Below are 22,529 nucleotides of genomic sequence, written 5' to 3'. Positions count from 1 at the left end.
GAAGCTTTGACTGGATACGTATTGGGCAGCCCCAACAATGCACAATGGGAGCATACGTTCCCTGCAGCGGAAATCAAGATGTGGAATCTCAACCTGACGAATGCGACTGCTTCCGTTGGCGATATTGCGGTGAGTGCTGCACCAGCTGGCGATACGGTGACGGTAAAAGCTGCTGCTGCCCCGGATGGTCAGGTTTTTGCTGGCTGGAATGTACAGGGTGTTACTCTCACGGATGAGCAGCAGACATCGCCAAGACTCACGTTCACTATGCCTGGTAACGAAGTGACGTTAAAAGCGTTCTATAAAAATAAACCGCTAGTGATACCGGATCGGCCAGGCGGCAATCAGCCAGATGGTGATCAGCCAGCCGACCCAACACCTGAGAAACCTGTGCAACCAGGGAAGGAGAAACCCGAATCAGCAGACAAGAAACTGGATAAAATGCCGCATACTGGATCCGCTTCCGGATGGCTCATGCTTAGTTCGCTCGCATTGCTTGCTCTCGGCAGCATAGCAGTCAAACGTAATCATAAAGCGTGATGATTACGCTCCTTTAAAACACTGTTTCAGCAATAAAGTGGCAGGTTTTCAATACGCACATTGAAAACCCGCCACTTTTCTCATCTCTTTGAAGGAAAAATCCTGTGAATCAGCTCCTGCCGTCATCCTTGTATCAAAGTACTAGTTCTCTTATCTCTTCAATGAAGTGCTCCTTGAAAGTTGGACTGGTTAATTCAGTTCCTTCTTTCAGGGAGTATTTCTATGCTTGCATCGAGTAGGGCTAGTGTTGAACAGCGTGAGCGGCTTGTTGAGTTATTTGAGCATGGTTGGGGTTTTCCGCTGGCGTGTGTGGTTGGAGTTGGTTGTAAAACTTCGCAGAATTTGTGGGATTGTTTGCAGATTCATGGCAGTCTTGTTCTTGCGGAGAAACCTATGAAGTCAACGTATCCTTTCAAAATAAAGTGGAAGCTGTTCAGCGTTATCCAACTTTCAGGGGACAGAGCACAAACACGACTCGTCTCCACCAAGGACTCGACTACCACACGCCGCTCGAAGTTGCGAACGACTACTGGCGCATTGCCGGCACATCAGAGAAAATAAAAACATGGCAAACGCCTAGGAAGAAGACCCAGGACACTTTCACTCTGCCATGCTTTAGGCTTCGACGGCCCAGGTTTCGGGCAAGCCAATTCCGCGCACTTTATGCGAGAGAAGAAGATAACTGCGCAAATCCCCATCAGTACACCTCCGCCGATGAAGCCGGAAATCTGCTGGTTTGCGGCGACCAGCCAGGCAGATACTAAAGGTGCGAAAGCGCCGATTCCCATCCCAGCTACCGTCATAATCGCAGCTGAGCGGCCCTGCATCTCCTGAGGTGTGCGCGCATAGAAGTAACCGAGCATCGGCGCGGACACAAGTTGTGCTGCTAGCGCGTATTTTCTGACTGTGAGGTATTTGTAGTTAGTTGATGAAAGCGTCGGGTCGCGGTGAGGCTGGGATAGTTTTAGGGGTTTGCGGGGTTTGGGTTAGAGCATCCTCTGCCTGTATAGCCAGCCTTGATAAGCGCAGGTTTAGCGTGGAGCAGATTTGCTCTACCTCGTTCAGATCTGGCACGCGGGAAAATTTGAAAACTCGGCTTAGCGTGGGCTCTGAAATGCCGGTTTTTTTGAAAGCTCTTTTTGGGTAATCCCGAGTTTTTGCATTTTTTCAGCCATTATCAACACTAAAGCTTTAGTGTGCTCAGTCATATTGACTCGGGGTTTTCCTTGTATATTCATAGCCTTAGTTTTCCATATTGAAATTTTCTTTTCAGTTCATTTTGCGGAAATCCTCGCGTGTGCGGGGCTTACGACACATATGAATTATGACATAAAATGGGGAAGGCAGGATAATTTCCGCGTGTGCGGGGCTTACTAGTGTTACAGAAGGGAGCTGTTGTGTATGAGTAATGTGAAATATGTGTTGATGAATAAAAATCGTGTGATACTTGACTTTTTATATGACATAGAGACACATCATGTTGTAAAGATTCTCAATCTGCACGAAAGTAGCTATGCACCTCCAGCCGTGATCGACGTGAAAGGAAATATCACAAGGGCAGCACTGGATAGTTGGTGGCAGCATCGTGCTATTCCTGCATCGCGTGCTCAACTTAAACAGCTTATGGAGACGCTGGATATTAATACTACGCTTGCCCTTGCAGAGAAAAGCTTCGGTCTATCTCTCTCTGATAGATACTGGATAAACGACCCTAGCCATCCTCAAGAGTGGAGCACTATCAACTTCTTTGATAATGCCTTTACCGATGATCTTGGCATCCTCACACTCGGACAAGATTCCTCAACTCAAGACCCGAACCTGATGTCTCCTAACTCAACAGTAGGTGGAGATTTAAGTAAAAAATGGACGCTTGTTGACGGGCAAAGACTGCTTGTTAAAAGTGGAAGCGGTTTTGCTAATCAAGAAGTCTATAACGAAGTTATCGCTACACGTCTTCACCAACAACTGTTATCAGAAGATGAGTATATTCCCTACACGTTCTATCACGAAGGACACCGCACCTACTGCGTATGCCCTAATATGCTCAAAGAAGATGAAGAACTGATACCTGCACTGCACATTATTCAAAATCGGAAAAAACCGAACTCGCAAAACGATTATCAATTTCTTGTTTCGTGCTTTGAAAGTTTGGGATTAAAAGACGTGCAAACATACTTATCTAAAATGTTTGTCTGTGACTTCATAGTGGGTAACTTCGACAGGCACTATCAAAACTTTGGAGTGATAAGGAATGTGGAAACGCTTGAATATACACGTTTTGCTCCGATCTTTGACACAGGCAACAGTCTGTGGTGTAACACGGAATCTTTAGATACTCACAAAGACTATGAATACATTGCAAAACCGTTTGGGCGTAGTGGTCTTGCTCCGTCACGGCAATTAGATTTCTTGTCTGATTTCTCTTGGTTTCATCCAGACAAGCTAAACGGATTCGCAAACGAAGTAGAAGCACTGCTTGGACTAAATCCCAACATGTCCCAAGCCCGTATCGAAAAAATCATCACAGGTATTAACAGGCAAATAGAACAAGTAAACAAACACATCACGAAATGTGAACAAACAAAAAAATAGGAGCTTACTCCTGAGTGACGAAGTAAATACTATGCGTGCTGCACCAAAGCAACTCAAAAATATAGAAATGAAAGATAAGAGTGCTTGTGTGCTGTTTGAAATCAGAGTAAGTTGTCTTTTCTCGCTGTAACGTACTCTGATAGCTGATTCATGCATTCCTATATTCACAGTAATGTACATACCTGCACTCACAAGAGAAGCAAACACGGCACAAACAATTTATAACTACCGTGATTATCCCCGCGTGTGCGGGGAAGAGCACAAGCCCTCACAGAAAAACTCTCCAAACATCGAAATACCCCCGCGTGTGCGGGGAAGAGGATGTTGCACGCGGGTTGCCTGAGCAGTATTCGGAAATACCCCCGCGTGTGCGGGAAGAGTTAGATGCTGAGACTTCGCGTGAGAATTTCCCGGAAATGCCCCCGCGTGTGCGGGGAAGAGAAAAACTTCTGCATGAAGGGAAAGAAATTGCGGGAAATACCCCGCGTGTGCGGGGAAGAGTATATAAAATCAAGCAAGACACCGCCCAGCTAGGAAATACCCCCGCGTGTGCGGGAAGAGGAACGGTTAGCGAAAAAACGCGCGTCATTTACGGAAATACCCCCGCGTGTGCGGGGAAGAGTTGGCAAATCTTGGTGTAGATCTTCCTTCGCCGGAAATACCCCCGCGTGTGCGGGAAGAGACAGCCACCAAATCTTATGGCGGGGAATGGGAAGAAATACCCCCGCGTGTGCGGGGAAGAGACCGAAAGTGTCTAAATCTTGCTGAGTTAGATGGAAATACCCCCGCGTGTGCGGGGAAGAGTATGATATCTATCTTCGCTACACCAGCTATTCGGAAATACCCCCGCGTGTGCGGGAAGAGTATGATATCTATCTTCGCTACACCAGCTATTCGGAAATACCCCGCGTGTGCGGGAAGAGCTAGTGCCCGTACATTCGCAGCGACTGAATTTGGAAATACCCCGCGTGTGCGGGGAAGAGAGCGTGAGGGGTGTGAGTGTGATGGCTAAGTTGGAAATACCCCCGCGTGTGCGGGAAGAGACGCCAATCAGCTTGAAAGAAGCCAAATACTTAGAAATACCCCGCGTGTGCGGGGAAGAGGCGGATTTAAGAGAGCTGAGACTGACACTCCTGGAAATACCCCGCGTGTGCGGGAAGAGACTAACTCACCTGCGGTTTTGCTGGGTGCTTAGCAATTTTGCTGTGCACGTCCAGGACGTGCAGAGATCACGAAGAGTCCTTCGTAATCGAAAATCTGGTTTGAATTATTTCCAGCAGTTCTCACTGCAAATCCCTGCTCTCGCGATGAATCACTATAAATCATAGTGGCATGACCATCTTCAATGGTGGAACTTACGCGCTCCCATAGTCTTTTGCATACTGTTGGAGATATATTTCCAACATACAAACCAGTGTCTGCCTCGATTAGGAAACGTGTAACATACCCGTGCACATGTTCAGGAGCAGCCGTCACGGAAATCACGGAAAACACTATTCTTCATCCTTGTCGTATCGTATATGTCCAGCGACTTCACCCTCATCATCGATCAAACGATCGTCATGACGATCGGGAAGATGTGGTTTGAGGACCATCATTAGAGTCTCTAACAGATCTTCCATCAGCTTTCTTTTGAAGATTTCTTGGCGGAGCTCTTTCCTGATTGATTCGATCGGATTTTGGTCGTGTGCATGTCGAAAAACGAGTGGGATCACGATGCGTGCTTTATATAAATCTGCAAGGTCGAATAGTAAGGCTCGGATGTCGCCGCGATGGATAATTCCAAGTGCAGGGTTCACGCCGATTGCGGCACATGCTGTCGCAGCAAGTCCATACATTATTGAGTTGGCAACATTAAGTCCAGTATTAACAGGGTCTGTAGCTTTTGTATCTCGCTTAAATCCGCGAATCTTCGCTTTTTCGCTTCCTCGCGATAGAGGTTACGCATCATCCTGCCCTCAACGCCTCGCATGGCCGCAATCCGTGCCGTCGGCATTTTCTGGGCGCCAAATTGCTTACTGTAAAGTTTGACGGCTGCTTCTTTCAGATACTCATCCGATGTAAACATTCGTGCCTGGGCAATCGCCCAACGAGCTGATGACGTCAGAGGTGTGGCGTGAGAATATGCATTAATGCCTCCGCCTCCGCTGAAAACAACAGTACATCCCGAGCGTGTGCATGATGTAATTGCCGCATTGGAAATGCTTGTTCCTGGTCCGAGACACAGCACGCCTAATCCAGCAACTGGTAACTGGAGACGCTGAATCTGCGCACTATCAACCCCCTGCATCGGAGTATCGTCATGTGGGTCAGCGTCATTATCGTTATCGTCATTATGAGAGTTACGAATAGCGATAACTCCAGTGCGGTCTTGGCGCACGAGGCAATAATCTAAATATAGAAAAGATACACGATCTTCGATACGAATCTGGTAGCTTGGCGGGATCGTGCTGAATGTGAGGGCGTCTTGTGAATAACTCATGTATGTGCACCATCTGTGCTAGTAGTTCTAGGTAATGTAAATCCTGCTGTCGAATCATAAAAGCGTTCGGCATTGGGTAAGAAAAATATCCTGCGAGTAGAGAATGAGCTGCTTTTAAACTCTCCATGCCCGCAGCTTCTAAGATTTCTCGCGCTTTTGCAGAAAGCGATACAGGCATAGATGCTTTCATGGCAACGCGAATAGAAGCTTGGTCAGGGAGTGAAGCGCAATTAACTGCTCGGCATTACCGCTCCATGCACCAGGAACTGCTGCACGATTATGGCTACCGAGAATGAGGCGATACTGGTAATCGTCATCTATGAGACGTGTGCGTGCCTCGTTTGCGGCGTCATCCGTCGTTAATGCACTAAAGTCGCCTACTTTTGATTCTGGGAAGAGCGCTTTTGTAATCGGCGCACGATTGAGTTCACCTTTCATAATATCTAGTGTCCGTTCGCCTAGTGCTGCAAAATCTTCATCAGAGTTGGCATCTTCAAAGCTCACATATGACGAGTCGATAAAATCTTGTGCATTGTGTGGAATGACTAACGCGGAGTGACGGCACAGCCACTCGTGCGTTCTCCTTAGCTCGGCTGAGAGGTATGGCCGGTGTTGCCACGGATTTCGAGCAGTAATCCATGTGACGGTTAATTGTTTGTTTTCAAGATCTCCGCAGCGCGTATATCGTTTAGCATCTGTTCGTCGCCATAGTCTTCCAGCACGTTGGATAAGTGACGGTGCAGGGCAGATTTCACTATTTAGGAAGTCGAGGTCAATGTCGAGCGATGCTTCTATCGCCTGAGTACCGATGACCGTTACCGCTGCACCAGTTCCGTGCGGGCCAATAAGCGACAGTAATTTTTCGGAAGCAATTCGTCGATGCTCTGCCGTCATACGCGAATGTAAGACGACTACTTCCTCACCCGTGCGAGCAATTTTTTGTGCAAGGTCTTGTGTGCGTCTGACTGTGTTGCAAATAATGCCAATTCGGGCTTTAGGGTAGTGGTTTCTAGTCCGTTGCCACCATTCAACATGTGAAGATATTAGCTCATCATAAGGTGCATCAATTAGTTCAAGATTCGTAACAACAGGCGGGATCGCAAGCGCAGATGAAGTCAGGGTATTTTCTTCAATTGCGTCAATCGCGGGAAATGCTGGAGCGGTAAGTGTTAACTCTCGCTGAGCATAAGCATTCATTAATAGTTCTCTCTGCGCACTTGGCATGGTTGCTGTGAGGAATGTGACGCGGGTGCGTGTATGCGCAAGCCAAGGGAGCAATTCTTCGAGAAGTTTTGTTTGATATGAGTCCAAGGTGTGTACTTCGTCTATCACAATATGAGCATTGGCTAGCGCGAGCAGCCTGAAATGAAGCCATTTACCGGGGAGTGCTGCTGCTAATGCTTGGTCTACTGTGCCGACACACACTGGTGCGAACAAACGGGCAGCCCCAGCGCGTACGAATGACGACGGGTAAAGGCCGCTTGGTGTATCGACGGCTGTTTCTCCGCTTGCTTCGTCGTCGTATATCGAAAGCGGCTGCTGGTAGAAATCTTCGATTGAAGCGAGACTGTGGGCAAGAGAAGCAACATTAGTTGTATCTTCGTATGCTTTTTGTACGCGCTTCATGATTGCATTCGAGGTTGCTTGCGTGGGCAGCAAGAAAATGAGACGTTCGTTCCGTGTTGAATGGCGAAGCAGAGCTGCTTCAGTTTTTCCACTGCCGGTGGTAGCCATAAGCGACCATAAGCCGTCAGCTGCTTTAAGTGCTGCTTGTTGGATTGGCCGTGGTTTGCGGGAGCCAAGTATAGCGTATCGCGCAGATTCGTGGCTGCTCCATGGTGAATAAACGCCTACCGTGGAGCGAATGCGTATTTCTGCTTCTTTGGTACGCTTTGCAATCCATACTATCGGATTGTGAAGAATATTCGGAGATGTTTTAAGCAATGCCAGTCCGCCTTCGACGAACGGCTCACCTGAGGCAATTCGATCTGCCAAAATCGTTATTCCAGAGAGCAGAATCGTAATGGTGGGATCTAAAGTTGCGGGTAAATCTTCACGCGTCAGCTTACAAGCTGAAAGAACGCATTCGGTGAGATCGTGCTGAGCCGCGGCCCAGCCTGCGGTGTCTAAATTGCGAATGATTCCTGCTGCTCGTTTATTGTCCCCTGGAAAATATGTGAAGCGTCCATGATGCCCGTTCAATACAAGGCTGAGCCAATATTCTTGCGAATAACTTCCGGGTACCGGGAACGAGCCTTGGATCTCTAATGCAGACCAACGCTCGTGCCGTCTCGCGATTTCGTTCTGATATTTCGTAAGCGAGGAGTCCTTACGGGTGGGGTGGTATTTTCCGGTCGCATTAATTGCTTCTCGAATACTTTTCCAGCATGAATCTTCATCGTGTGGGCGTAGTTGAAACATCGGTATAGCTTTACCAACATCATGTAATCCGACCACGCATTGCACAATATTGCGCGCCTGCGGCCCGAGAAATTCAGTGAAAAGATCGCGTAAACCTTGGCGAAGCCAAAGGTTGTACAGCGCGCCAGCGACTGTCGCCGTATCAAGGAGGTGTGCAAGCAGGGGATAAGCATCGTGAAAGCCATTATGCTTGGCCCAAAGCTCAGTCCGTGTATCCATAGGTTTTGCCAATTCCGTTTGTTTCAGGATTTTTGGAGCGAATTTAGTAGAGATTGCTTATATCGCTTGGACGGTAATCAGCCCGCACCCATACGATTTGGCGCGTCCAACTCCGTTAAGCGTGAGTGCGTTAAGCGCATCTTCATTTGCAACGACGGCAAGGCCTGCGACGGTATCTACTTGAACGGTGAAAGCATTAGCGGTGCGTCCAGTTCTATCCGCACCGAGTAATTCGCGTCGATGGTTTGTAATCGTTACTTCGCTTAGTGCCGGTGCAAGTTTTTGCTGTAGCCAAGGTGTCATGCTTGAATAAGTATTTGCTTCATCTGACCCGTCGAACGGGACGGGAATCGCCTTATATCTGTTTGATTCATGCTTTGAATCTCGCCGAATTGCGTTGATGCTGGCTTGGAAGTGGATTTGGGTTCCTTGCGGGTATGTAGGCAATTCAATCTGTTTCATCTCGGCTCCGTCTGGCAGATTCACTGGAGCAATCAGGGACTGAATGAGGAAAAATGGTGCTTGACCAGCGAGATATTCTGTGCGGAATAAGATTCCCGCTTCGCTTCGCGGAGTGCTGCTATCTATCTGGTCAAATAGCGCCATCACGGCACGGTGTCTGAAATTTGGATTGACCATATCCCATCCGTTAGCTGGCTTGTTCTTTGCACGTTGAGCTAGTGCCACATGGATCGGATACTTGATAAGGTAAACAGATGGCATGGCGTCTCCTTGAGTAATCCGAGGCGAATGCTAGGATGTAGCTGTTCCTCGCCGGTCGGGGGTATTTCTATTTTTGTTTTTATAAGTCCCCGCCGCTGCGGGGAATGGGGTGGCGTCGGACGGCGGCACCCCCACTTTGTCTTAGCGTAACATATCTTTGAAAATAGCGGACATTTTAGTTTTAATTGACTTCTTGATTTATTTATGATTCACTTCATAATATGTTGAAAGTCGTTAAGAAAGTGGGGTTTTTGCAGTGGCTCACGCATTAACTGATATCGCTTGGGTAAAAACTAATATTGGGGTTCTTACACCGCGTGAAGTTTTTCTGAGAGCGCACAACGCTAATCTCGATCTTGACCAGAGTTTGCCAGCATACGAGATTACTACTCAGTTTCGTTTCTTGTTGTCGGTTACAGCGCTCGCTGTTCGCCACGAAATAGCCAATGGACGAGTGACGCTTTACCGTCCAGAAAAACTACTCACGGAAGGGCTTTCAAGTGCTGCGGTTGATGCGGCGATTGCTGATTTGGGCACGGCAGCAGATGTATTCGATTCAAAGATGCCGTTTATGCAGCGCCCGGCGCTTGCGCCAACATCAGCAAAAGACGCCTCTCGGCGGATTGGGCGTGCTAATTTGGAAGTCAAGAAGCTATCGCCGTCGATGCCCTCTGCACAAGGAGAAGACTACTGGAATTTAATTGTGGCTTTTCCGGGTGAGCTGCCGCTTGGCGAAGCGGTTTTGAAGCTTGTCACCTATCACTATTACTCGATGGCTGGTAATAACAACTATGATGGCGATAAAACACGCATGGGTGCTCCAGGTATTCGCTTCCTCGGGAAAGGTAATGCTGCAACGGAGTTTATCTGGCGTTATGAAGATCATTCCCTTTTGGGATCCTTGCTTGCTGCGCTTCCGCAATCATGGGTGGAAGGCGCAGGTCTGCCGGCATGGGCAGACCGGCAACTCCGTACATCGCGCCTGAAGAGCGGTGGGATTCATCCGCTATGGGTTTCTACGTGGAGTTCCAATACTGCTGTCGGTTTTTGGGAATCAAAGGATGGTGAAATGGTTCTCACGGGTGTGCGTGTTGGCGGCGTACCCCCAGAGTGGTTCCCGTTTGCCGTCACCAATAAAGAAGGCGAAACGCAGCTCAAGGAATTCTGGGACGCGCGCAACCAACACGATCCAATGTACCTTCATATCCCAAACAAAGATGGTGAGCTAAAAGTTCAGCGTATTGATTTTGGGCGTGATGGTGCCGATTTAGCTGTTGAGTGGGCGAAAGAGGGCAAGATTGCAGCCCTGATTCAGGCGGGCAGCGGAAACGTTTACCCTTACGGCGGCGAGACGCGCACGCCAGTGTTTTACCGGCACCAAATCGAAGGCACTGCTTCGTCGCCCACAATTCGAGCGTCTGAGGTATTTGTACCTGATCCGCAGCTCTGGGGATTCGACCTTGACTACGAGGATCAAGTGCATATTTCTGAAGAAGCAGCGTTCGTTTGGTCAATTTATAAAACGATTACAAGTTGTTTCCGCCGGAAAAATAAAAAGATGAGGAACGCATAAAAGCTGGCGAACGGATTCGGGTGCTGGATGCGCTCGAAACAGTGGCTGTAGATGCAGGCAATGCTTTCTGGCGACGTCTCACTCCTGTGTATGAAAGCTATATTGCAGGTTTAAGGGAAGGTGTGGATCGTAGTGATGAATTGTATATTGGCGTTTATAAAGCTGGCATTGAAGCGTATGACGCCGTCACTTCTCCATATCTTGCCCAATATCCTGAGCAGATTTACTCCGTGCGGAGTGAAATCGCGAGAATTATGCGAAGCAGTATTAAAAAGCAACGGGGCTACGGTAACGAATGAGAAGCGAGGAAACTGAGCGATGAACGTCGAAAATGATGAAACGGTAAACGATATTAGATTCTTGTATGAGATTCTAGAACGGCGCGGCGGCGAGCAGGAATCTACCGCCGAAGATGGAAGTGAAGAAAATAAGATTCGCAGCGCAAACTTCCGCAAACAACGCGCAAATTTGCGGCGCGGAATTGATGAAACCACAGAGCATTATGCTTACCCGTACGTGATGCCTATTCTTGGGCCTCATGCGACAAAGAAACAGCGTACAACACTCGTGCGGATGGCAGCTCTGACTGCCGAATTTGTCGATGTTCCTCCAGTGCCGAAAGAGGAGAAGGGCAAATCTTTCGGCCGTTGGTGCAGTGAGGTTAGCGCAGCATTGGCGATGCGGCGTGACGGCGAAATATCGCTGTTCAACCCAGATAAACCGGACGTTATAGCGCAGCGTCTCGCATTTTTGCATACGCAAGATTTTGAAGAAGCATTCCGTTCAGTATGGAGGCTCATGCAGATTGCGCAGTCGCTGAAATCTGTACCTGCGTGTGATTATATTGCCGTGTATCGGCTGCTTGGCAGGTGGGGTAACGGAATCAGTGATGAATCACGAAGCCTCCGCATGCGTGTGCTGCAAGATTATTACGGCAACATCGATAATGCATTCGTCTCGGATTTTCCTGCCAAGATCTCTCAAAACTAAACCTAACAACAATAAAAATTAGATGAAAGAAGCACCATTATGGCAAAGAACCTTACTCTGCACATCGTCACTAATATCCCTTATTCCAATTTGAACAGGGATGATGCTGGCACACCGAAGCGCTTAATGCAGGGCGGTGCGCTCCGTGCGCTGCATTCATCGCAAAGTGTCAAGCGCGGTATTCGCACAAAATATGAGGAAGCCAGCTTGGATACGTCCGTGCGCTCGGGGAAACTCGTTGATGAGGTGCTCGATGTTCTACGAGAGCTCAAACCGGATGCTGATATAGACGCGTTCAAAAAAGCCGCAGCGGCTCGTATCGGTGAGCTCACCAAGGGTGAAAGCAGTGCAGGCGAGCCGGATCGTTCGTCATGGATGAGTACGGAAGAAATTACTACTTTGGCAACAAGCCTGCTTGCGGGTGATAGTAAGGCGCAATTTATTGCCGACGGGCGTACAGGTTCGCTCGCAATTGCAGCTTTCGGGCGGATGTTCGCCAATGCTCCAGCAAAAAATACAGAAGCTGCTATTGCCGTCTCGCCTGGTGTTACCACTCACGCCGTAACGATTGAAACAGACTATTTTTCCACGGTAGACGATATTCGCGAGCGGAAGCACGAATCTGGTGCTACGTATCTCGGTGTTTCTCGCTACGTAAATGGTACTTTTTATCGCACGGTATCGATTGATAAAGCACAGTTGAAACGTAGTTGGACTGGTTATCGCCTCGAATCTGGCCGTAACAACTTACGCGAATTTGTGCGTGCCGCTGTGTATGGTCTGCCGCGCGGTAAAGAAAACTCCACGGCTCCTTATACTTTGCCGGTTCTTGTATTGGCGGAAGAGCAGCGTTACCGTGCTGCCTATAGCTTTGAAAAGCCAGTGCGTGTGGGAGGAGCAGGCGGATATGATGAACCGACGGTGAAAGAGCTGTCAAAGCAGTTCAACCAAGCGCGCGCTTTTGATCCGGGCAATTTTGGCCCGCTTGAAATAGTTGCAGGTGTGGGTGAGATTTCGGACGATGCTTTTGTTGGTGTGCGCCGCGCGAACCTTGATGAGCTGATTGATGCCGTGGTGGATTGGATGCTCCAGTGAATGAGTCGCTGTATATTAGGCTCGCTGCACCATTGCAATCTTGGGCTGGGCCCGCTGTTACGGGAAATATTGTGCGCACTGAGAGGTTTCCGACGCGTTCAGGGCTGATTGGGCTGTTAGCCGCAGCTTTAGGTGCAAAGCGGGGGAATTTCCGAACTGGCTGGGTGATGTTGAATTTGTGGTTCGTGAAGATCGGGCACCGTATTTCACCGATGATTTTCACACGATCAACTATCGTCCGGAAGCTGAAGAATTTCGCCGTCGTCTATTAATAGCTGAGCGTGGGAAAGCTCGCGGGAAAAAGGCTCTGATCTTCACTCCGGACGCCCAAGGCGGCACGTCGGTAGTGAATCGAACCTATCTCGCAGACGGCGAGTTTATCGTGCGGATTACTTGTGAAGAGCATGCTGATGAATTGGAGGACGCACTTGGATCTCCGGGCTTTACTACCTATCTCGGGCGTAAGGCATTCGCTCCAGAATTCCCGTTCTATCTTGGTTGTGGTGCTGCAGATATGATTCGCCAGATTCCGACGTTATCTGCTCCTGGGAAAGATTTGCAGCGAACGCTATCTACTCGCCGCCCAGTTGTTCAGCGTGTGTATGGTCCGTATCATCCTCGTGAGGGAGGTGCATTCAAGAATCTGTTCCAGTAGTGGATTCGCGAGCAGAGCAGTGGGCATTCGTCAAAGCAAATTTAAATATTCGCAGGCGGGGAGATTTTTGCCAGCGCCGTGAGCGGCTGCGCGGGAGAGTGATGATTGTGTTCATTTTCTAGCTGATGCGCAGATGTTGCTGCATGGTCTGCTAGTTTCTGCAGAATCAGGCCAATTCAATCTCGCTTTATAAAAACAAGCGAGGAGGGGTTTGAACTCGTGCTATAAAACCAACCGTTGCAATTGTCACTAGAAACCGTTTTTGGCCATATGTGTGGCGGTGTGCTCCTTGATTAATCGCCACTGAATTAGTAGGGCCGAAGAGAAAGCCGCAGCCATAGTTGAGTGGCATCGAGATAATCGAACAATGTACACGAAGATGCTGCTGCGCGCGACTGAAACCTTACGAAATTGGGAATGCAAATCGGAATTGTGCGGAAGAGTAAATCTGTCATCATTAGTTTAGTGTTTGGTGACGTTTAGTGTTCCGCCAGTTCACCCATTCGAATGCAGCAATCTCGACCTTGAGGACATCAGTCCACTTGCGGGAGTGGATAATCTCGTTCTTATACGAACCATTTATGTTCTCGGCCAGAGCGTTGTCGTAGCTATCACCACACTCCTAATGGATTTAACGATCCCAGCATCGAACAAATACTGACGGTAGACCGGTGGCACGTATTACATTCTATGATCACTATGGTGAATCAGTCCCGCGGCAGACCTCGCGTTCTAAATCGCTTGTTTTAGCGCCTGCAGTGGGAGTGCTTCAGAAGCCGCGCAAATCCGAGAGTGCCCTCAGCAGGGATTCTGTCCTCGACTAACCTCACAACTCTGTCCTTGGCTTCTTGGTTAAATTTCTTTGGCATAACCCAAATCGTCCCGTCTACTCAAACGGAATAAACCTGGAATATGCTGAGGCATGTGAAAGAAAACCACGTTTCACACGGCAATATTAGGTTCTATAAAGACGTTAGATTGTGTGGAGAAAGGAAACAGGATTCAACAGTTCAGTTACCGCAAGGTAAATAAATATACCGTCGAATAATAGTAAATAGCTGAAAAATAAATTGACAGACTACGATGATTGATGAGGGGAAAAATAAAGGAAAAAGCGATCTCGAAACGAGGTTCAGTATGCAAGAAGAAAACCAGAAAAATACCAAAGATGTCCAATTTTCCGACATTTTGGCATCTGAGCATAAAGAACTTTTTAGCCAATTTATTCACGATTATGAGGCAGCTTTAGAGCGAGGCGAACAAGCAAAAAGCGGCAACCAGGACGTGCAATATTTTCTTTCACTGCAGAAAAAACGCTTAGCAGCACACGGTGTTGAATGTGATATAGATATTGAACCATACGGATATATTGCATCCACTGATAAATTTCTCGATCTCGTTTCTAGTTTCAACTTTCGCTCAGCAAAATTTGCCAAAGCTCTCAATAGCCAGACGGTGCTACGTTCCCTTCGCTTTTGTAAAAATTCCCGCACGGTTTACAAAGAAAAGAAAAAGATTACGCCTTATATGAGGCCATAGTCAGCCCCGCTGAAGAAGAAATCGAAAATATTCACGACACGACTTATGTGTGCAGTAGTTGTGGGAATATTACAACTGTGGAAAATTTATTGACGGCGTGCCCCTACTGCAGGACACGTTATCTCATCAAAGACCTATTTCCGAAAGTTAACAACTTCTATTTTCAAGAAGATTTAGGAAAAAAGAAGTTGCCAGCATAAAAAATTTTGTAATTTTCGTCGGTTTAATTTGCCTTGCAGCGCTATCAACATGGAGATTCATGCAAGAAGGTTTTTCCTTTCTCCTACTACTAAATATGCTGGCGGTTTCTATCCCTATTTTCTTCTTCGTTTATTTAGCACGCGCAATATTTACCCTTTTCCGGCTGATAAAGTTAGGGATAAAACAACAAAAATTACTCAACCGCGGTAAACGCAACCGCGAATGGGTGACTTCTCAACTGTGGTCGCTAGATCCTTCTTTTAATTACGAGTATTTCGTCTCCAAAACACTCACCTTGCTCCGGATTCTTTTATTTCACCCGAATGTGCAGCAATTTCCGCAATTTGCCGCTAATGCTTTTCCCGCTTGGGGAGAGCAGATAGTTCACCTCGATTATCAAGGCGTTGTGGAATTTAAAAACCTCCATATAAATAACGGATATTTGGAACTAGAACTAGCAGTTCCGCTTATTCTGTACTTTCATGATGGAAAACGCATCATCCGTCGTAAACAAGATGTTAATTTGAAAATCGTGCACAAACACGGTGTACTAGCAAAACCAGACTACTCCGTAAAGAAAGTAACATGCCATTATTGCGCAGGCAGCTTTGACGCTTCATCGCTGAAACGATGCCCATACTGCAGAAAAGAGCATGATTTCGCCGCCGAAGACTGGCTTGTCACAGAAATACGTTAAAGATCTGACTATAAACCGCGAGCTAAATAAGCAAATTCGCAGCACTTCCCAATTGCAGGGTTGCTGGAGCCATTCGCAAATAACTCCAGCAACCCTATTCCAATTTTCCAGTTGTTGTATTGTACTCAGCCAAGTACGAATCATGATTGTGATGCGTACCGGCAAAAATCAGCGCAGTGAACTATTTACTCGGAATCTCTTTGCTCTGCACCTCAGACTGCGCAAAGGCTTCAGACTGCGGCAATAGACGCACAGCAGTGGGTGAAAGCTCTAGTTTTGCCGCGTTTGGGTCAGATTTTTTCAAACGTTTGATGTAGCGTAGATAAATCAGATAAGCACCGCCAATGAACACTACAACACCGCCAATATTGTATACAAGAGTCATCCAAACTTCTTGACCATAGGGCAAGGTTCCAGTGATAAAGACAAATGCGAACACTGACATCATAAATGCAGACATAATCATGCCGAATTTGCGTGACCCAACACGGAATGACCTTGGTACATTATCGAAATTCTTGCGGAAGAAGAAATATGCCAAGTAAATAAACAAGGGTGGAATGAGCGCAGTTGCTGCGGTCATATTAATAACAATCTGCAGCATTCCATCAATTGATTCTGAACCCAAAGCAGGGATTAACAAAATTGGTACCACGATAATAAACTGCAGCCAAGCAGCGCGCACGGGAATTCCTTTATCGTTGAGGGTGACGAGTTTCTTACCAAAAATTCCAGCTGGAATTTCAGAAAAGAAAATTTTCACTGGAGTAGCCGTCCACATCAATAATGAACCAAGTGTTGCAGCCAACATCACTAATCCAACAATGCGATTTACAATTTCGGTTCCGACACCAAAGTATGCACCTAAACCACCCATCGTCTGGAAAATACCATCAGAGTACGTTAGTTCTCCGACAGGAACGAACACCGTCATCAGTAATGAAGCTATCGCGTAGAGCAGACCAATCATTAAACCTGCAAAAATAATTGTGCGAATGAAAGTCTTTACTCCCCGCGAATATCGTTAATATATACACCTACTGATTCGGCACCGCCTACACCTTGAATAATCCAAGCCAAAGTACCGAAAAATGCCCACATTGCAGCAAATGAAGTGGTGTCGGGTTTCATAGCGCCTAAAGTTATTGGCGTAGCTGGTTCTAAACCGCCGAGCAGCGCACCCGCAGTAAGAATAATAAAAGCAAGTGCCATGACCATCATCAGCGTCGCTCCGACACTAGTGACCTTACCGATCCAGGTAGCTCCTTTTGTGGATACCCATGTGGCGAGAGCAAATATCGCAATTGAGATTACCGCAATCGTAGTTTGTGAAAATACTTTCTCTTGACCCCAAAAAGTATAAGAAGCATACACCAAAATAATTGGCAGTAAAGACGCAAAATAGAAAAGATTCACGAACCAGTATGAGAAAGCGCCAAGGAATGCCCACCTACCGCCAAGTGAAGTCTTCACCCATTGGTAATCACCTGATTCAGAATTCTTATTGAGTGCCACAAGTTCTGCAATAATCAAGGTGTAAGGTAAAAAGTAGAGAAGTGTCGCAAAGAAAAATGCTGGCGCCGATGCCAAACCGATTGACACAGAATTGTTGATTACATTTCTGAAATTAAAAACCGCTGCTACGGTCATTGTGAGAAGCGCATATGTTCCTACACGCGCTCTAGTATTGGTATTCATGATTTAACCTTCGCTTGAGTGAATCCAATGTTTACTTATTGTGGAAGCTGATTCCTTCTACAGTTACCCGCAGTTGGACTCCCGAAAAGTCTCTTGAGGTGAACAACTGTGTTGCCTCAGGAGCATCAAAAATGACCAGATTTCCTGGTTGAATTGAAATTTTTATTACTTCCGGCGCTTTTCCGAAACTGTTTGCGCGCTGGCTTTGAACTTCTACAAGCATTCGATCGGTAAGGTCAGAATAGGGCTCCTTCATCTGACCTCCGCGCAAAACTGCAATCTCAGCAGTTCCTGATGCACAATACAGCACGCGCAAATAGCGAATACTTTGGATAAAATCCGGATCGGAATTTTCTCCGTCTATTCTTCGCCAAGTCAGTGAATCTCCTACGGAAAATGTAATTCCCGACGGAAGGGATTCTGCTGCTGCGATTGCTTCAAATGTGCGGTCCCACTTCTTTGTTCCTGCAAGAACCTGCCGTGCCGACGTGAGATTTGAGTACCTTAACATATCATTGTTCCGTTCCTGTGCAGAGGAAAAACCGAGCGAAAAAGCAAAATCTTGCCAGTGGGTACGATAGCTTTGTAAAACCTCCGAACCCCAAGAATTAGAACCTAATCCAAGTAGTGCAAAATCAATATTGACTTCGTTTGTTTGCTCTTGCCTGAGTTCACTCAAGTGAGCAGCTCGTGAAATTTGTTCGTCAGAATAGGGCAATATGCGGAAGCTGAACGGCAGCTGCTGAGCAAGAATGGTGATTCCCCGTTCTTGACTATCGCAAATCGTAACGTCAGTTGTTTCGCAACGATTTCCCATTGCTTGCGGCACAACATAAGGAGTTACCATCTGTCGAGGGGTAGTTTCATAGCTGCCGAAAAGATTTGCACGCTTTGAATCCGGATAGTTTTCTCCCGGTCCGCAACCAGAATAATTTATTTGGGAAAATTCTTTCGGTAGAGCGAAACTTACCCCAATTCGCGGGATAATATCGGCATATTCTCCGTAAGGGCTTCCCGATATGTGCAATGTGATTTTGCCGCAATTATCGAAAGTCCACTGATATCCGCAACGCATTCCAAAATCAAAAGTTGGCGGAGCGACGACGGCTTCCACATTCACAGTTACACCGTCGTCGTGTTCTTGATAAGTAAATCCGCGAGTGGATTCTTGCAGATGATCAAGCAGACGCGGTTTCCAGATTTCGTCGTATTCCTGTTGATGATTATCGATAAGCGGCTGGAAAAAACGTATCTCAGGCGCACTGCTGAAGATGTTTTCCGTTTCACTGCCAAGGAAGATCAACTTGCCAGTAATCTGATCGAATCGCGCGATAAAAGATGGATGGCAAATACTGAGGATATGATTCTTTGAATCAACTGTGATTTTTCCTGCCTGCGAAAGTCTTTTCGGGGCAGGCTTGATGAATTGATCCGATGCTAATGCAAACTGATCCTGCGCAAATATTGCGTCAGGGAGATGCCAGCGATCTCCGCCTGACGATACGGCTTGCACTGACAAATCGAATCTACACATTTCCGGATTGTTGATTTGTTTCTGCGGCGCTGCCTGCGCTTCTGAAATGAGTTCAGCTAAGGAAAAAATGTGTGTTTCTCCTGGGCTAAGAATAGGTAAAACAAGTTTGCAAGCAGCTAATTCAATTCCGTTACAAGTAATCTTGCAACGAATATCGATGCCTGAAATCTCTGTAAACCATTTTCGGGAAGTAACCCGCAATTGATTATCAGAAAATGTAAAACTAAGCGGGGCAATCACAAACGAGTACTCTGTTAGTCCAGGTGAAGGCTCTTGCCACGGGAATACAAGACCGTCAACGCAGAAATTTCCATTGTTTGGGTAGTCTCCAAAGTCTCCGCCGTAGCAATACGTTTCCTGACCGTGCTCGTTTTTTACCAGCACGCCATGATCTGCCCACTCCCAAACGAAATGTCCTTGGATGTGATCCCACTTTTGGAAAACTTCCTGATATTCACTTAAACCACCCGGACCATTTCCCATCGAATGTGCATATTCGCAAATAATACGCGGTTTCGGATGGGGAAATTCACCAAAATCATTCATTTGCGATACGCGAGAGTACATTGTTGAAATTACGTCTACAACTTCTGCGTTTCGATCTTCTTCATAATGAACTGGACGAATAGCATCAAGTTCTTTACAACGGCGGTACATTGCGCGGATATTACACCCATAGCCAGATTCATTTCCCAACGACCACATTACGATAGCGGAATGATTTCGCTGCGCCAGAACATGGCGTTCGATGCGGTCAACATATGCTTTTTCCCAGGCTGGATCGTCAGTAATCTGGGAGATATTTCCCGTAGCAGTGAAACCGTGACTTTCCAAATCTGTTTCAGCAACTACCATTAATCCGATCTTGTCACACAAAGCATAAAAACGTGGATCGTTCGGATAATGTGCGGTGCGTACTGCATTAATGTTATGCCGTTTCATTAAATGTAAATCGGTTTGCATTCGCTCCAAACTGACTGCACGACCACGTTTCGGATCATGATCATGGCGATTCACACCATGCATTTTGAAATAGCGATGATTAAGAAGTATCTGACCGTTTTCAATACGTAGATCACGGAAACCTAGCGGATGAGCAATCACTTCTATCGGCTGAGGATCTGATTCAGTTTCAAAAATTCGAGAACTAATCCGTAAAGTTTCGGATTTTCCGGATTCCACCATTGCACATTGCGGACTTGCGTGCAGATTTGCACTTTCCCAAGATTATCAAAAACAGCAATTCCTTTAGCAATATTGCTGTCAATATCGTCCTTATCAACAATAGACCAGCGTATTTTTGATCCTTCGTGAGGCTGGTTCAGCGTGATTTCTAAATCGAAATTTGCTACAGCTTCTCCAGCATCGCTGGTAGTGGTGCAGTAAAAATCAAAAATGTGTGTTTTTGGGCGTTCAAGCAAACTTACTTCACGGAAAATTCCCGCAGCCCACCACATATCCTGATCTTCAATATAAGTACCGTCTGAATACTGCGCAACTACAACTACCAGAGTGTTTAAGCCGTTGTGCAAATAAGTGCTAATATCAAATTCAGCTGTGAGACGTGAGCCTTTAGAAAAGCCGGCAAAATTTCCGTTTACATAAATTTCAAAATACGATTCCACTCCTTCAAAACGCAGAATGTAATGATTTTCCGTATGAAAATTTTTTACTTCGAGGTTTCGTTGGTAAACGCCAGTTGGATTATTTGAGGGAACAAACGGCGGATCAATCGGGAAAGGATAGCCTTCATCGGTGTATTGAAGTTTCCCATAGCCGTCAAATTGCCACATATGCGGAACAGTTACGGTTGGAAATTCGGGGCATATCGCGGATTTTATTTCATCATTAACGCGCAGCGGACTGTCGAATAGCTGAAATTTCCACGTTCCATTCAGGCATATGTATTTTTCTGCACGCTCACGATTAATTCCAAGATTGCCAAGTCTGAGGTCTTTTTCCACTTCCATCAATGAAGCGTAAGGAATAAAGTGCGCATGCGCGGCGAGTCGGTACTTGGAAAGTTCGTTTTGATTTTCCCATGCATGTTGTTTCGTCATCATCCCTGCACCTTTGCGTGTGATGCCGGCAATAGAAACCGGTTTCTATGATTGTTAGTAATAAATTTAAACCAGATAGAAACCGGTTGTCAAGAGAATATCTGAAAAAGTCGTGTAACTTTTGGAATAGCATTAGCCGAAACATTAATACTTAAACTCAGAACAGGAGCAAAGTGCCCAGGCGAACAACAATAAAAGATGTGGCTGCGATGGCTGGAGTATCGAAAGCTACCGTTTCACGCGTCCTTGCCGGGGACTATCCAGTTTCAGAAGAGACAGCTCAAAAAGTGAACTTCGCAGTCGAAAAACTTCGCTATACGGCATCTTCACGAGCAAAATCTTTAGCAACCGGCAGATCAAATGCGATTGCCGTAGTTATTTCTGAGCCGCTTGATTTATTTTTTGCGGATCCAACTTTTTCCCGGATCCTACACGGCATTTCCCAAAAATTAACTGACACTGAAATAGTGCCGGTTCTACTCTCCTCCGTTACTGCAAAAGAACAGGAAAAAACATACAGGTTAATTTCAAATCAAACCGTAGATGCAGTAATCCATTTATCACCCTGGGCTGACAAAGGACTACTCGACAGACTCTCAGAAAGCGAAGTTCCAGTAGTTCTTTGCGGGCAATACGGAAAACTGAACTTTGCAAACCGCTTTGCTTCAGTCTATTCAGACGATGAGTTAGGCGGAAAACAAGCAGCTGAATACGTATTCCAAAAGAATGTCAGAAATCCTGTAGTAATAATGGGAAACAAAGATCAGCCGGCAGCAGTTGAAAGATTGAACGGATACCGGAAAGTTTATCCCAACCTCTCTCCTGAACGAATCCTTTGGGGTGATTGGTCGGAAGAAACCGGAGTATCCGGCTGTAAAGAAATTTTGCAGCGCGGTATGCAGTTTGACTGCATCCTCGCTGGTTCTGATCGCATTGCACGCGGGGCGATCGCCGTATTGGCACAAAACAACATTATGGTACCTAACCAGTGTTTAGTTATCGGATATGACGATAACCCGCTTGCTAGAACCCTTTCACCCAAACTGACTACTATTTCTCAGCCAATGCATGAGCAAGGAGAAAAAGCGTGTGAGGTAGCATTGGATCTGATTAATGGAGCAGCGGTGCAAATAGTCCAATTACCAACATCCCTTATCATCCGCGAGACTGCCTAGCTTAGCAAGCCGCAAATCTTCCTCATTTATCTTCTTCCGACTTGCCGTCGCGACATTACTACAACAATAGGCAGCATTATGAACAGCTTTACTAGGATGCATATTGGAACTAATTCTTTTCCTCCAAATCAGCACATATTTAAAATGCCAACCTACAGCTTTAATCAAGATAAGAGCGACGGTCAAGCCGAGTATTCCGGCGAAAATATCGGCAATGAGCGTTTTAATGCAGGCGCTCACTAGATTAAAGTCTTCTTTCACTCCGTCCCGCGCAGCCAGAGTAATAACGGCGAAAGTTGTACTTTCTATTTTTATTTCAGGCTTTAACCCCAACT

At 46.6% G+C, this 22,529-nt stretch carries 22 protein-coding genes and 1 pseudogene; 11 read left to right on the top strand and 12 right to left on the bottom strand.

What is annotated here, in order from left to right; all coding sequences use genetic code 11:
• Nucleotides 1–78 precede the first annotated feature (78 nt).
• Nucleotides 79–540 carry an InlB B-repeat-containing protein gene (locus RQN30_RS12565; RefSeq protein WP_491608719.1) on the top strand — a complete coding sequence of 154 codons (462 nt, stop codon included), beginning with the start codon at nucleotides 79–81 and terminating at the stop codon, nucleotides 538–540.
• A 548-nt stretch (nucleotides 541–1,088) separates the two neighbouring features.
• Here RQN30_RS12565 and RQN30_RS06300 read toward each other — a convergent pair.
• Nucleotides 1,089–1,415 carry a hypothetical protein gene (locus RQN30_RS06300; protein WP_353059736.1) on the bottom strand — a complete coding sequence of 109 codons (327 nt, stop codon included), beginning with the start codon at nucleotides 1,413–1,415 and terminating at the stop codon, nucleotides 1,089–1,091.
• Nucleotides 1,416–1,941: 526 nt separating this feature from the next.
• On the opposite strand from RQN30_RS06300, the gene RQN30_RS06295 reads away from it, so the two are divergent.
• On the top strand, nucleotides 1,942–3,132 hold the full coding sequence (locus RQN30_RS06295) for a hypothetical protein (RefSeq protein WP_353059735.1): 1,191 nt from the start codon (nucleotides 1,942–1,944) through the stop codon (nucleotides 3,130–3,132).
• 335 nt (nucleotides 3,133–3,467) lie between these two features.
• Nucleotides 3,468–3,773 carry a hypothetical protein gene (locus RQN30_RS06290; protein ID WP_353059734.1) on the top strand — a complete coding sequence of 102 codons (306 nt, stop codon included), beginning with the start codon at nucleotides 3,468–3,470 and terminating at the stop codon, nucleotides 3,771–3,773.
• Between the two features lie 550 nt (nucleotides 3,774–4,323).
• Here the strand turns inward: RQN30_RS06290 and cas2e are convergent.
• The 5 genes from cas2e to RQN30_RS06265 all read right to left on the bottom strand — a co-directional run bounded on the left by cas2e (nucleotide 4,324) and on the right by RQN30_RS06265 (nucleotide 8,977).
• On the bottom strand, nucleotides 4,324–4,626 hold the full coding sequence (cas2e, locus tag RQN30_RS06285) for a type I-E CRISPR-associated endoribonuclease Cas2e (RefSeq protein ID WP_353059733.1): 303 nt from the start codon (nucleotides 4,624–4,626) through the stop codon (nucleotides 4,324–4,326).
• Nucleotides 4,626–4,970 carry a CRISPR-associated endonuclease Cas1 gene (locus RQN30_RS06280; protein WP_353061716.1) on the bottom strand — a complete coding sequence of 115 codons (345 nt, stop codon included), beginning with the start codon at nucleotides 4,968–4,970 and terminating at the stop codon, nucleotides 4,626–4,628. Before RQN30_RS06280 ends, cas2e begins: the two co-directional genes overlap by 1 nt.
• Nucleotides 4,970–5,614, bottom strand: coding sequence for a CRISPR-associated endonuclease Cas1 (locus RQN30_RS06275; RefSeq protein WP_353061715.1), 645 nt, complete (start codon nucleotides 5,612–5,614; stop codon nucleotides 4,970–4,972). Before RQN30_RS06275 ends, RQN30_RS06280 begins: the two co-directional genes overlap by 1 nt.
• Nucleotides 5,615–5,800: 186 nt before the next feature.
• A complete protein-coding gene (gene cas3 / locus RQN30_RS06270; protein WP_353061714.1) occupies nucleotides 5,801–8,254 on the bottom strand; it encodes a CRISPR-associated helicase Cas3' in 2,454 nt (817 codons plus the stop codon).
• Nucleotides 8,255–8,311: 57 nt separating this feature from the next.
• Nucleotides 8,312–8,977: a type I-E CRISPR-associated protein Cas6/Cse3/CasE gene (locus RQN30_RS06265; RefSeq protein WP_353061713.1), complete on the bottom strand. Its 666-nt coding sequence runs from the start codon at nucleotides 8,975–8,977 to the stop codon at nucleotides 8,312–8,314.
• A gap of 256 nt (nucleotides 8,978–9,233) precedes the next feature.
• Between RQN30_RS06265 and RQN30_RS06260 the strand changes: the two genes are divergently transcribed.
• The 5 genes and pseudogenes from RQN30_RS06260 to cas5e all read left to right on the top strand — a co-directional run bounded on the left by RQN30_RS06260 (nucleotide 9,234) and on the right by cas5e (nucleotide 13,290).
• Nucleotides 9,234–10,550: a type I-E CRISPR-associated protein Cse1/CasA gene (locus tag RQN30_RS06260; RefSeq protein WP_353061712.1), complete on the top strand. Its 1,317-nt coding sequence runs from the start codon at nucleotides 9,234–9,236 to the stop codon at nucleotides 10,548–10,550.
• A gap of 20 nt (nucleotides 10,551–10,570) precedes the next feature.
• Entirely contained in the window at nucleotides 10,571–10,849 is a 279-nt protein-coding gene (locus RQN30_RS06255; RefSeq protein ID WP_353061711.1) for a hypothetical protein, read from the top strand.
• Between the two features lie 19 nt (nucleotides 10,850–10,868).
• Nucleotides 10,869–11,540 carry a type I-E CRISPR-associated protein Cse2/CasB gene (locus tag RQN30_RS06250; protein ID WP_353061710.1) on the top strand — a complete coding sequence of 224 codons (672 nt, stop codon included), beginning with the start codon at nucleotides 10,869–10,871 and terminating at the stop codon, nucleotides 11,538–11,540.
• A 39-nt stretch (nucleotides 11,541–11,579) separates the two neighbouring features.
• Nucleotides 11,580–12,635, top strand: a complete 1,056-nt coding sequence (gene cas7e / locus RQN30_RS06245; protein WP_353061709.1) for a type I-E CRISPR-associated protein Cas7/Cse4/CasC — start codon at nucleotides 11,580–11,582, stop codon at nucleotides 12,633–12,635.
• Nucleotides 12,632–13,290: pseudogene (cas5e, locus tag RQN30_RS06240) on the top strand (type I-E CRISPR-associated protein Cas5/CasD). Before cas7e ends, cas5e begins: the two are co-directional and overlap by 4 nt.
• Nucleotides 13,291–13,747: 457 nt before the next feature.
• On the opposite strand, the gene RQN30_RS06235 reads toward cas5e, so the two are convergent.
• Entirely contained in the window at nucleotides 13,748–13,846 is a 99-nt protein-coding gene (locus tag RQN30_RS06235; protein ID WP_353061790.1) for a hypothetical protein, read from the bottom strand.
• A gap of 527 nt (nucleotides 13,847–14,373) precedes the next feature.
• Between RQN30_RS06235 and RQN30_RS06230 the strand changes: the two genes are divergently transcribed.
• Entirely contained in the window at nucleotides 14,374–14,829 is a 456-nt protein-coding gene (locus RQN30_RS06230; RefSeq protein ID WP_353061708.1) for a hypothetical protein, read from the top strand.
• A gap of 259 nt (nucleotides 14,830–15,088) precedes the next feature.
• Nucleotides 15,089–15,727, top strand: coding sequence for a hypothetical protein (locus RQN30_RS06225; protein ID WP_353061707.1), 639 nt, complete (start codon nucleotides 15,089–15,091; stop codon nucleotides 15,725–15,727).
• Between the two features lie 181 nt (nucleotides 15,728–15,908).
• Here RQN30_RS06225 and RQN30_RS06220 read toward each other — a convergent pair whose 3' ends face one another.
• Genes RQN30_RS06220 through RQN30_RS06205 form a run of 4 tightly spaced genes read right to left on the bottom strand, consistent with a single transcriptional unit; the run spans nucleotide 15,909 to nucleotide 21,022 of the window.
• Nucleotides 15,909–16,697 (bottom strand): amino acid permease, encoded by a 789-nt coding sequence (locus RQN30_RS06220; protein ID WP_353061706.1) that lies wholly within the window; start codon nucleotides 16,695–16,697, stop codon nucleotides 15,909–15,911.
• Nucleotides 16,698–16,732: 35 nt separating this feature from the next.
• Nucleotides 16,733–17,425 (bottom strand): amino acid permease, encoded by a 693-nt coding sequence (locus RQN30_RS06215; RefSeq protein WP_353061705.1) that lies wholly within the window; start codon nucleotides 17,423–17,425, stop codon nucleotides 16,733–16,735.
• A gap of 31 nt (nucleotides 17,426–17,456) precedes the next feature.
• Nucleotides 17,457–20,063 carry a glycoside hydrolase family 2 TIM barrel-domain containing protein gene (locus RQN30_RS06210; RefSeq protein ID WP_353061704.1) on the bottom strand — a complete coding sequence of 869 codons (2,607 nt, stop codon included), beginning with the start codon at nucleotides 20,061–20,063 and terminating at the stop codon, nucleotides 17,457–17,459.
• Nucleotides 20,064–20,065: 2 nt separating this feature from the next.
• Entirely contained in the window at nucleotides 20,066–21,022 is a 957-nt protein-coding gene (locus tag RQN30_RS06205) for a sugar-binding domain-containing protein (protein WP_353061703.1), read from the bottom strand.
• A gap of 170 nt (nucleotides 21,023–21,192) precedes the next feature.
• On the opposite strand from RQN30_RS06205, the gene RQN30_RS06200 reads away from it, so the two are divergent.
• Nucleotides 21,193–22,194 (top strand): LacI family DNA-binding transcriptional regulator, encoded by a 1,002-nt coding sequence (locus tag RQN30_RS06200; RefSeq protein WP_353061702.1) that lies wholly within the window; start codon nucleotides 21,193–21,195, stop codon nucleotides 22,192–22,194.
• Here the strand turns inward: RQN30_RS06200 and RQN30_RS06195 are convergent.
• Nucleotides 22,159–22,527: a hypothetical protein gene (locus tag RQN30_RS06195; RefSeq protein WP_353061701.1), complete on the bottom strand. Its 369-nt coding sequence runs from the start codon at nucleotides 22,525–22,527 to the stop codon at nucleotides 22,159–22,161. The two genes, RQN30_RS06200 and RQN30_RS06195, sit on opposite strands and share 36 nt — an antisense overlap.
• Between the last annotated feature and the right edge of the window lie 2 nt (nucleotides 22,528–22,529).

Origin of the sequence: Arcanobacterium hippocoleae (genome assembly GCF_040360365.1) — a bacterium.
In the GTDB taxonomy this organism is placed as follows: domain Bacteria; phylum Actinomycetota; class Actinomycetes; order Actinomycetales; family Actinomycetaceae; genus Arcanobacterium_A; species Arcanobacterium_A hippocoleae_A.
Note: the sequence above shows the minus strand (reverse complement) of the source record. Positions and strands in the feature narration are given on the sequence as shown.

What these genes read in the sequence shown, in the direction of transcription:
- cas3 (WP_353061714.1), bottom strand. Translation starts at nt 8,254, where the DNA reads ATGGATACACGGACTGAGCTTTGGGCCAAGCATAATGGCTTTCACGAT.
- RQN30_RS06230 (WP_353061708.1), top strand. Translation starts at nt 14,374, where the DNA reads ATGATTGATGAGGGGAAAAATAAAGGAAAAAGCGATCTCGAAACGAGG.
- RQN30_RS06250 (WP_353061710.1), top strand. Translation starts at nt 10,869, where the DNA reads ATGAACGTCGAAAATGATGAAACGGTAAACGATATTAGATTCTTGTAT.
- RQN30_RS06275 (WP_353061715.1), bottom strand. Translation starts at nt 5,614, where the DNA reads ATGAGTTATTCACAAGACGCCCTCACATTCAGCACGATCCCGCCAAGC.
- RQN30_RS06225 (WP_353061707.1), top strand. Translation starts at nt 15,089, where the DNA reads ATGCAAGAAGGTTTTTCCTTTCTCCTACTACTAAATATGCTGGCGGTT.
- RQN30_RS06280 (WP_353061716.1), bottom strand. Translation starts at nt 4,970, where the DNA reads ATGTATGGACTTGCTGCGACAGCATGTGCCGCAATCGGCGTGAACCCT.
- RQN30_RS06295 (WP_353059735.1), top strand. Translation starts at nt 1,942, where the DNA reads ATGAGTAATGTGAAATATGTGTTGATGAATAAAAATCGTGTGATACTT.
- RQN30_RS12565 (WP_491608719.1), top strand. Translation starts at nt 79, where the DNA reads ATGTGGAATCTCAACCTGACGAATGCGACTGCTTCCGTTGGCGATATT.
- RQN30_RS06265 (WP_353061713.1), bottom strand. Translation starts at nt 8,977, where the DNA reads ATGCCATCTGTTTACCTTATCAAGTATCCGATCCATGTGGCACTAGCT.
- RQN30_RS06220 (WP_353061706.1), bottom strand. Translation starts at nt 16,697, where the DNA reads ATGATTGGTCTGCTCTACGCGATAGCTTCATTACTGATGACGGTGTTC.
- RQN30_RS06215 (WP_353061705.1), bottom strand. Translation starts at nt 17,425, where the DNA reads ATGAATACCAATACTAGAGCGCGTGTAGGAACATATGCGCTTCTCACA.
- cas7e (WP_353061709.1), top strand. Translation starts at nt 11,580, where the DNA reads ATGGCAAAGAACCTTACTCTGCACATCGTCACTAATATCCCTTATTCC.
- RQN30_RS06205 (WP_353061703.1), bottom strand. Translation starts at nt 21,022, where the DNA reads ATGATGACGAAACAACATGCATGGGAAAATCAAAACGAACTTTCCAAG.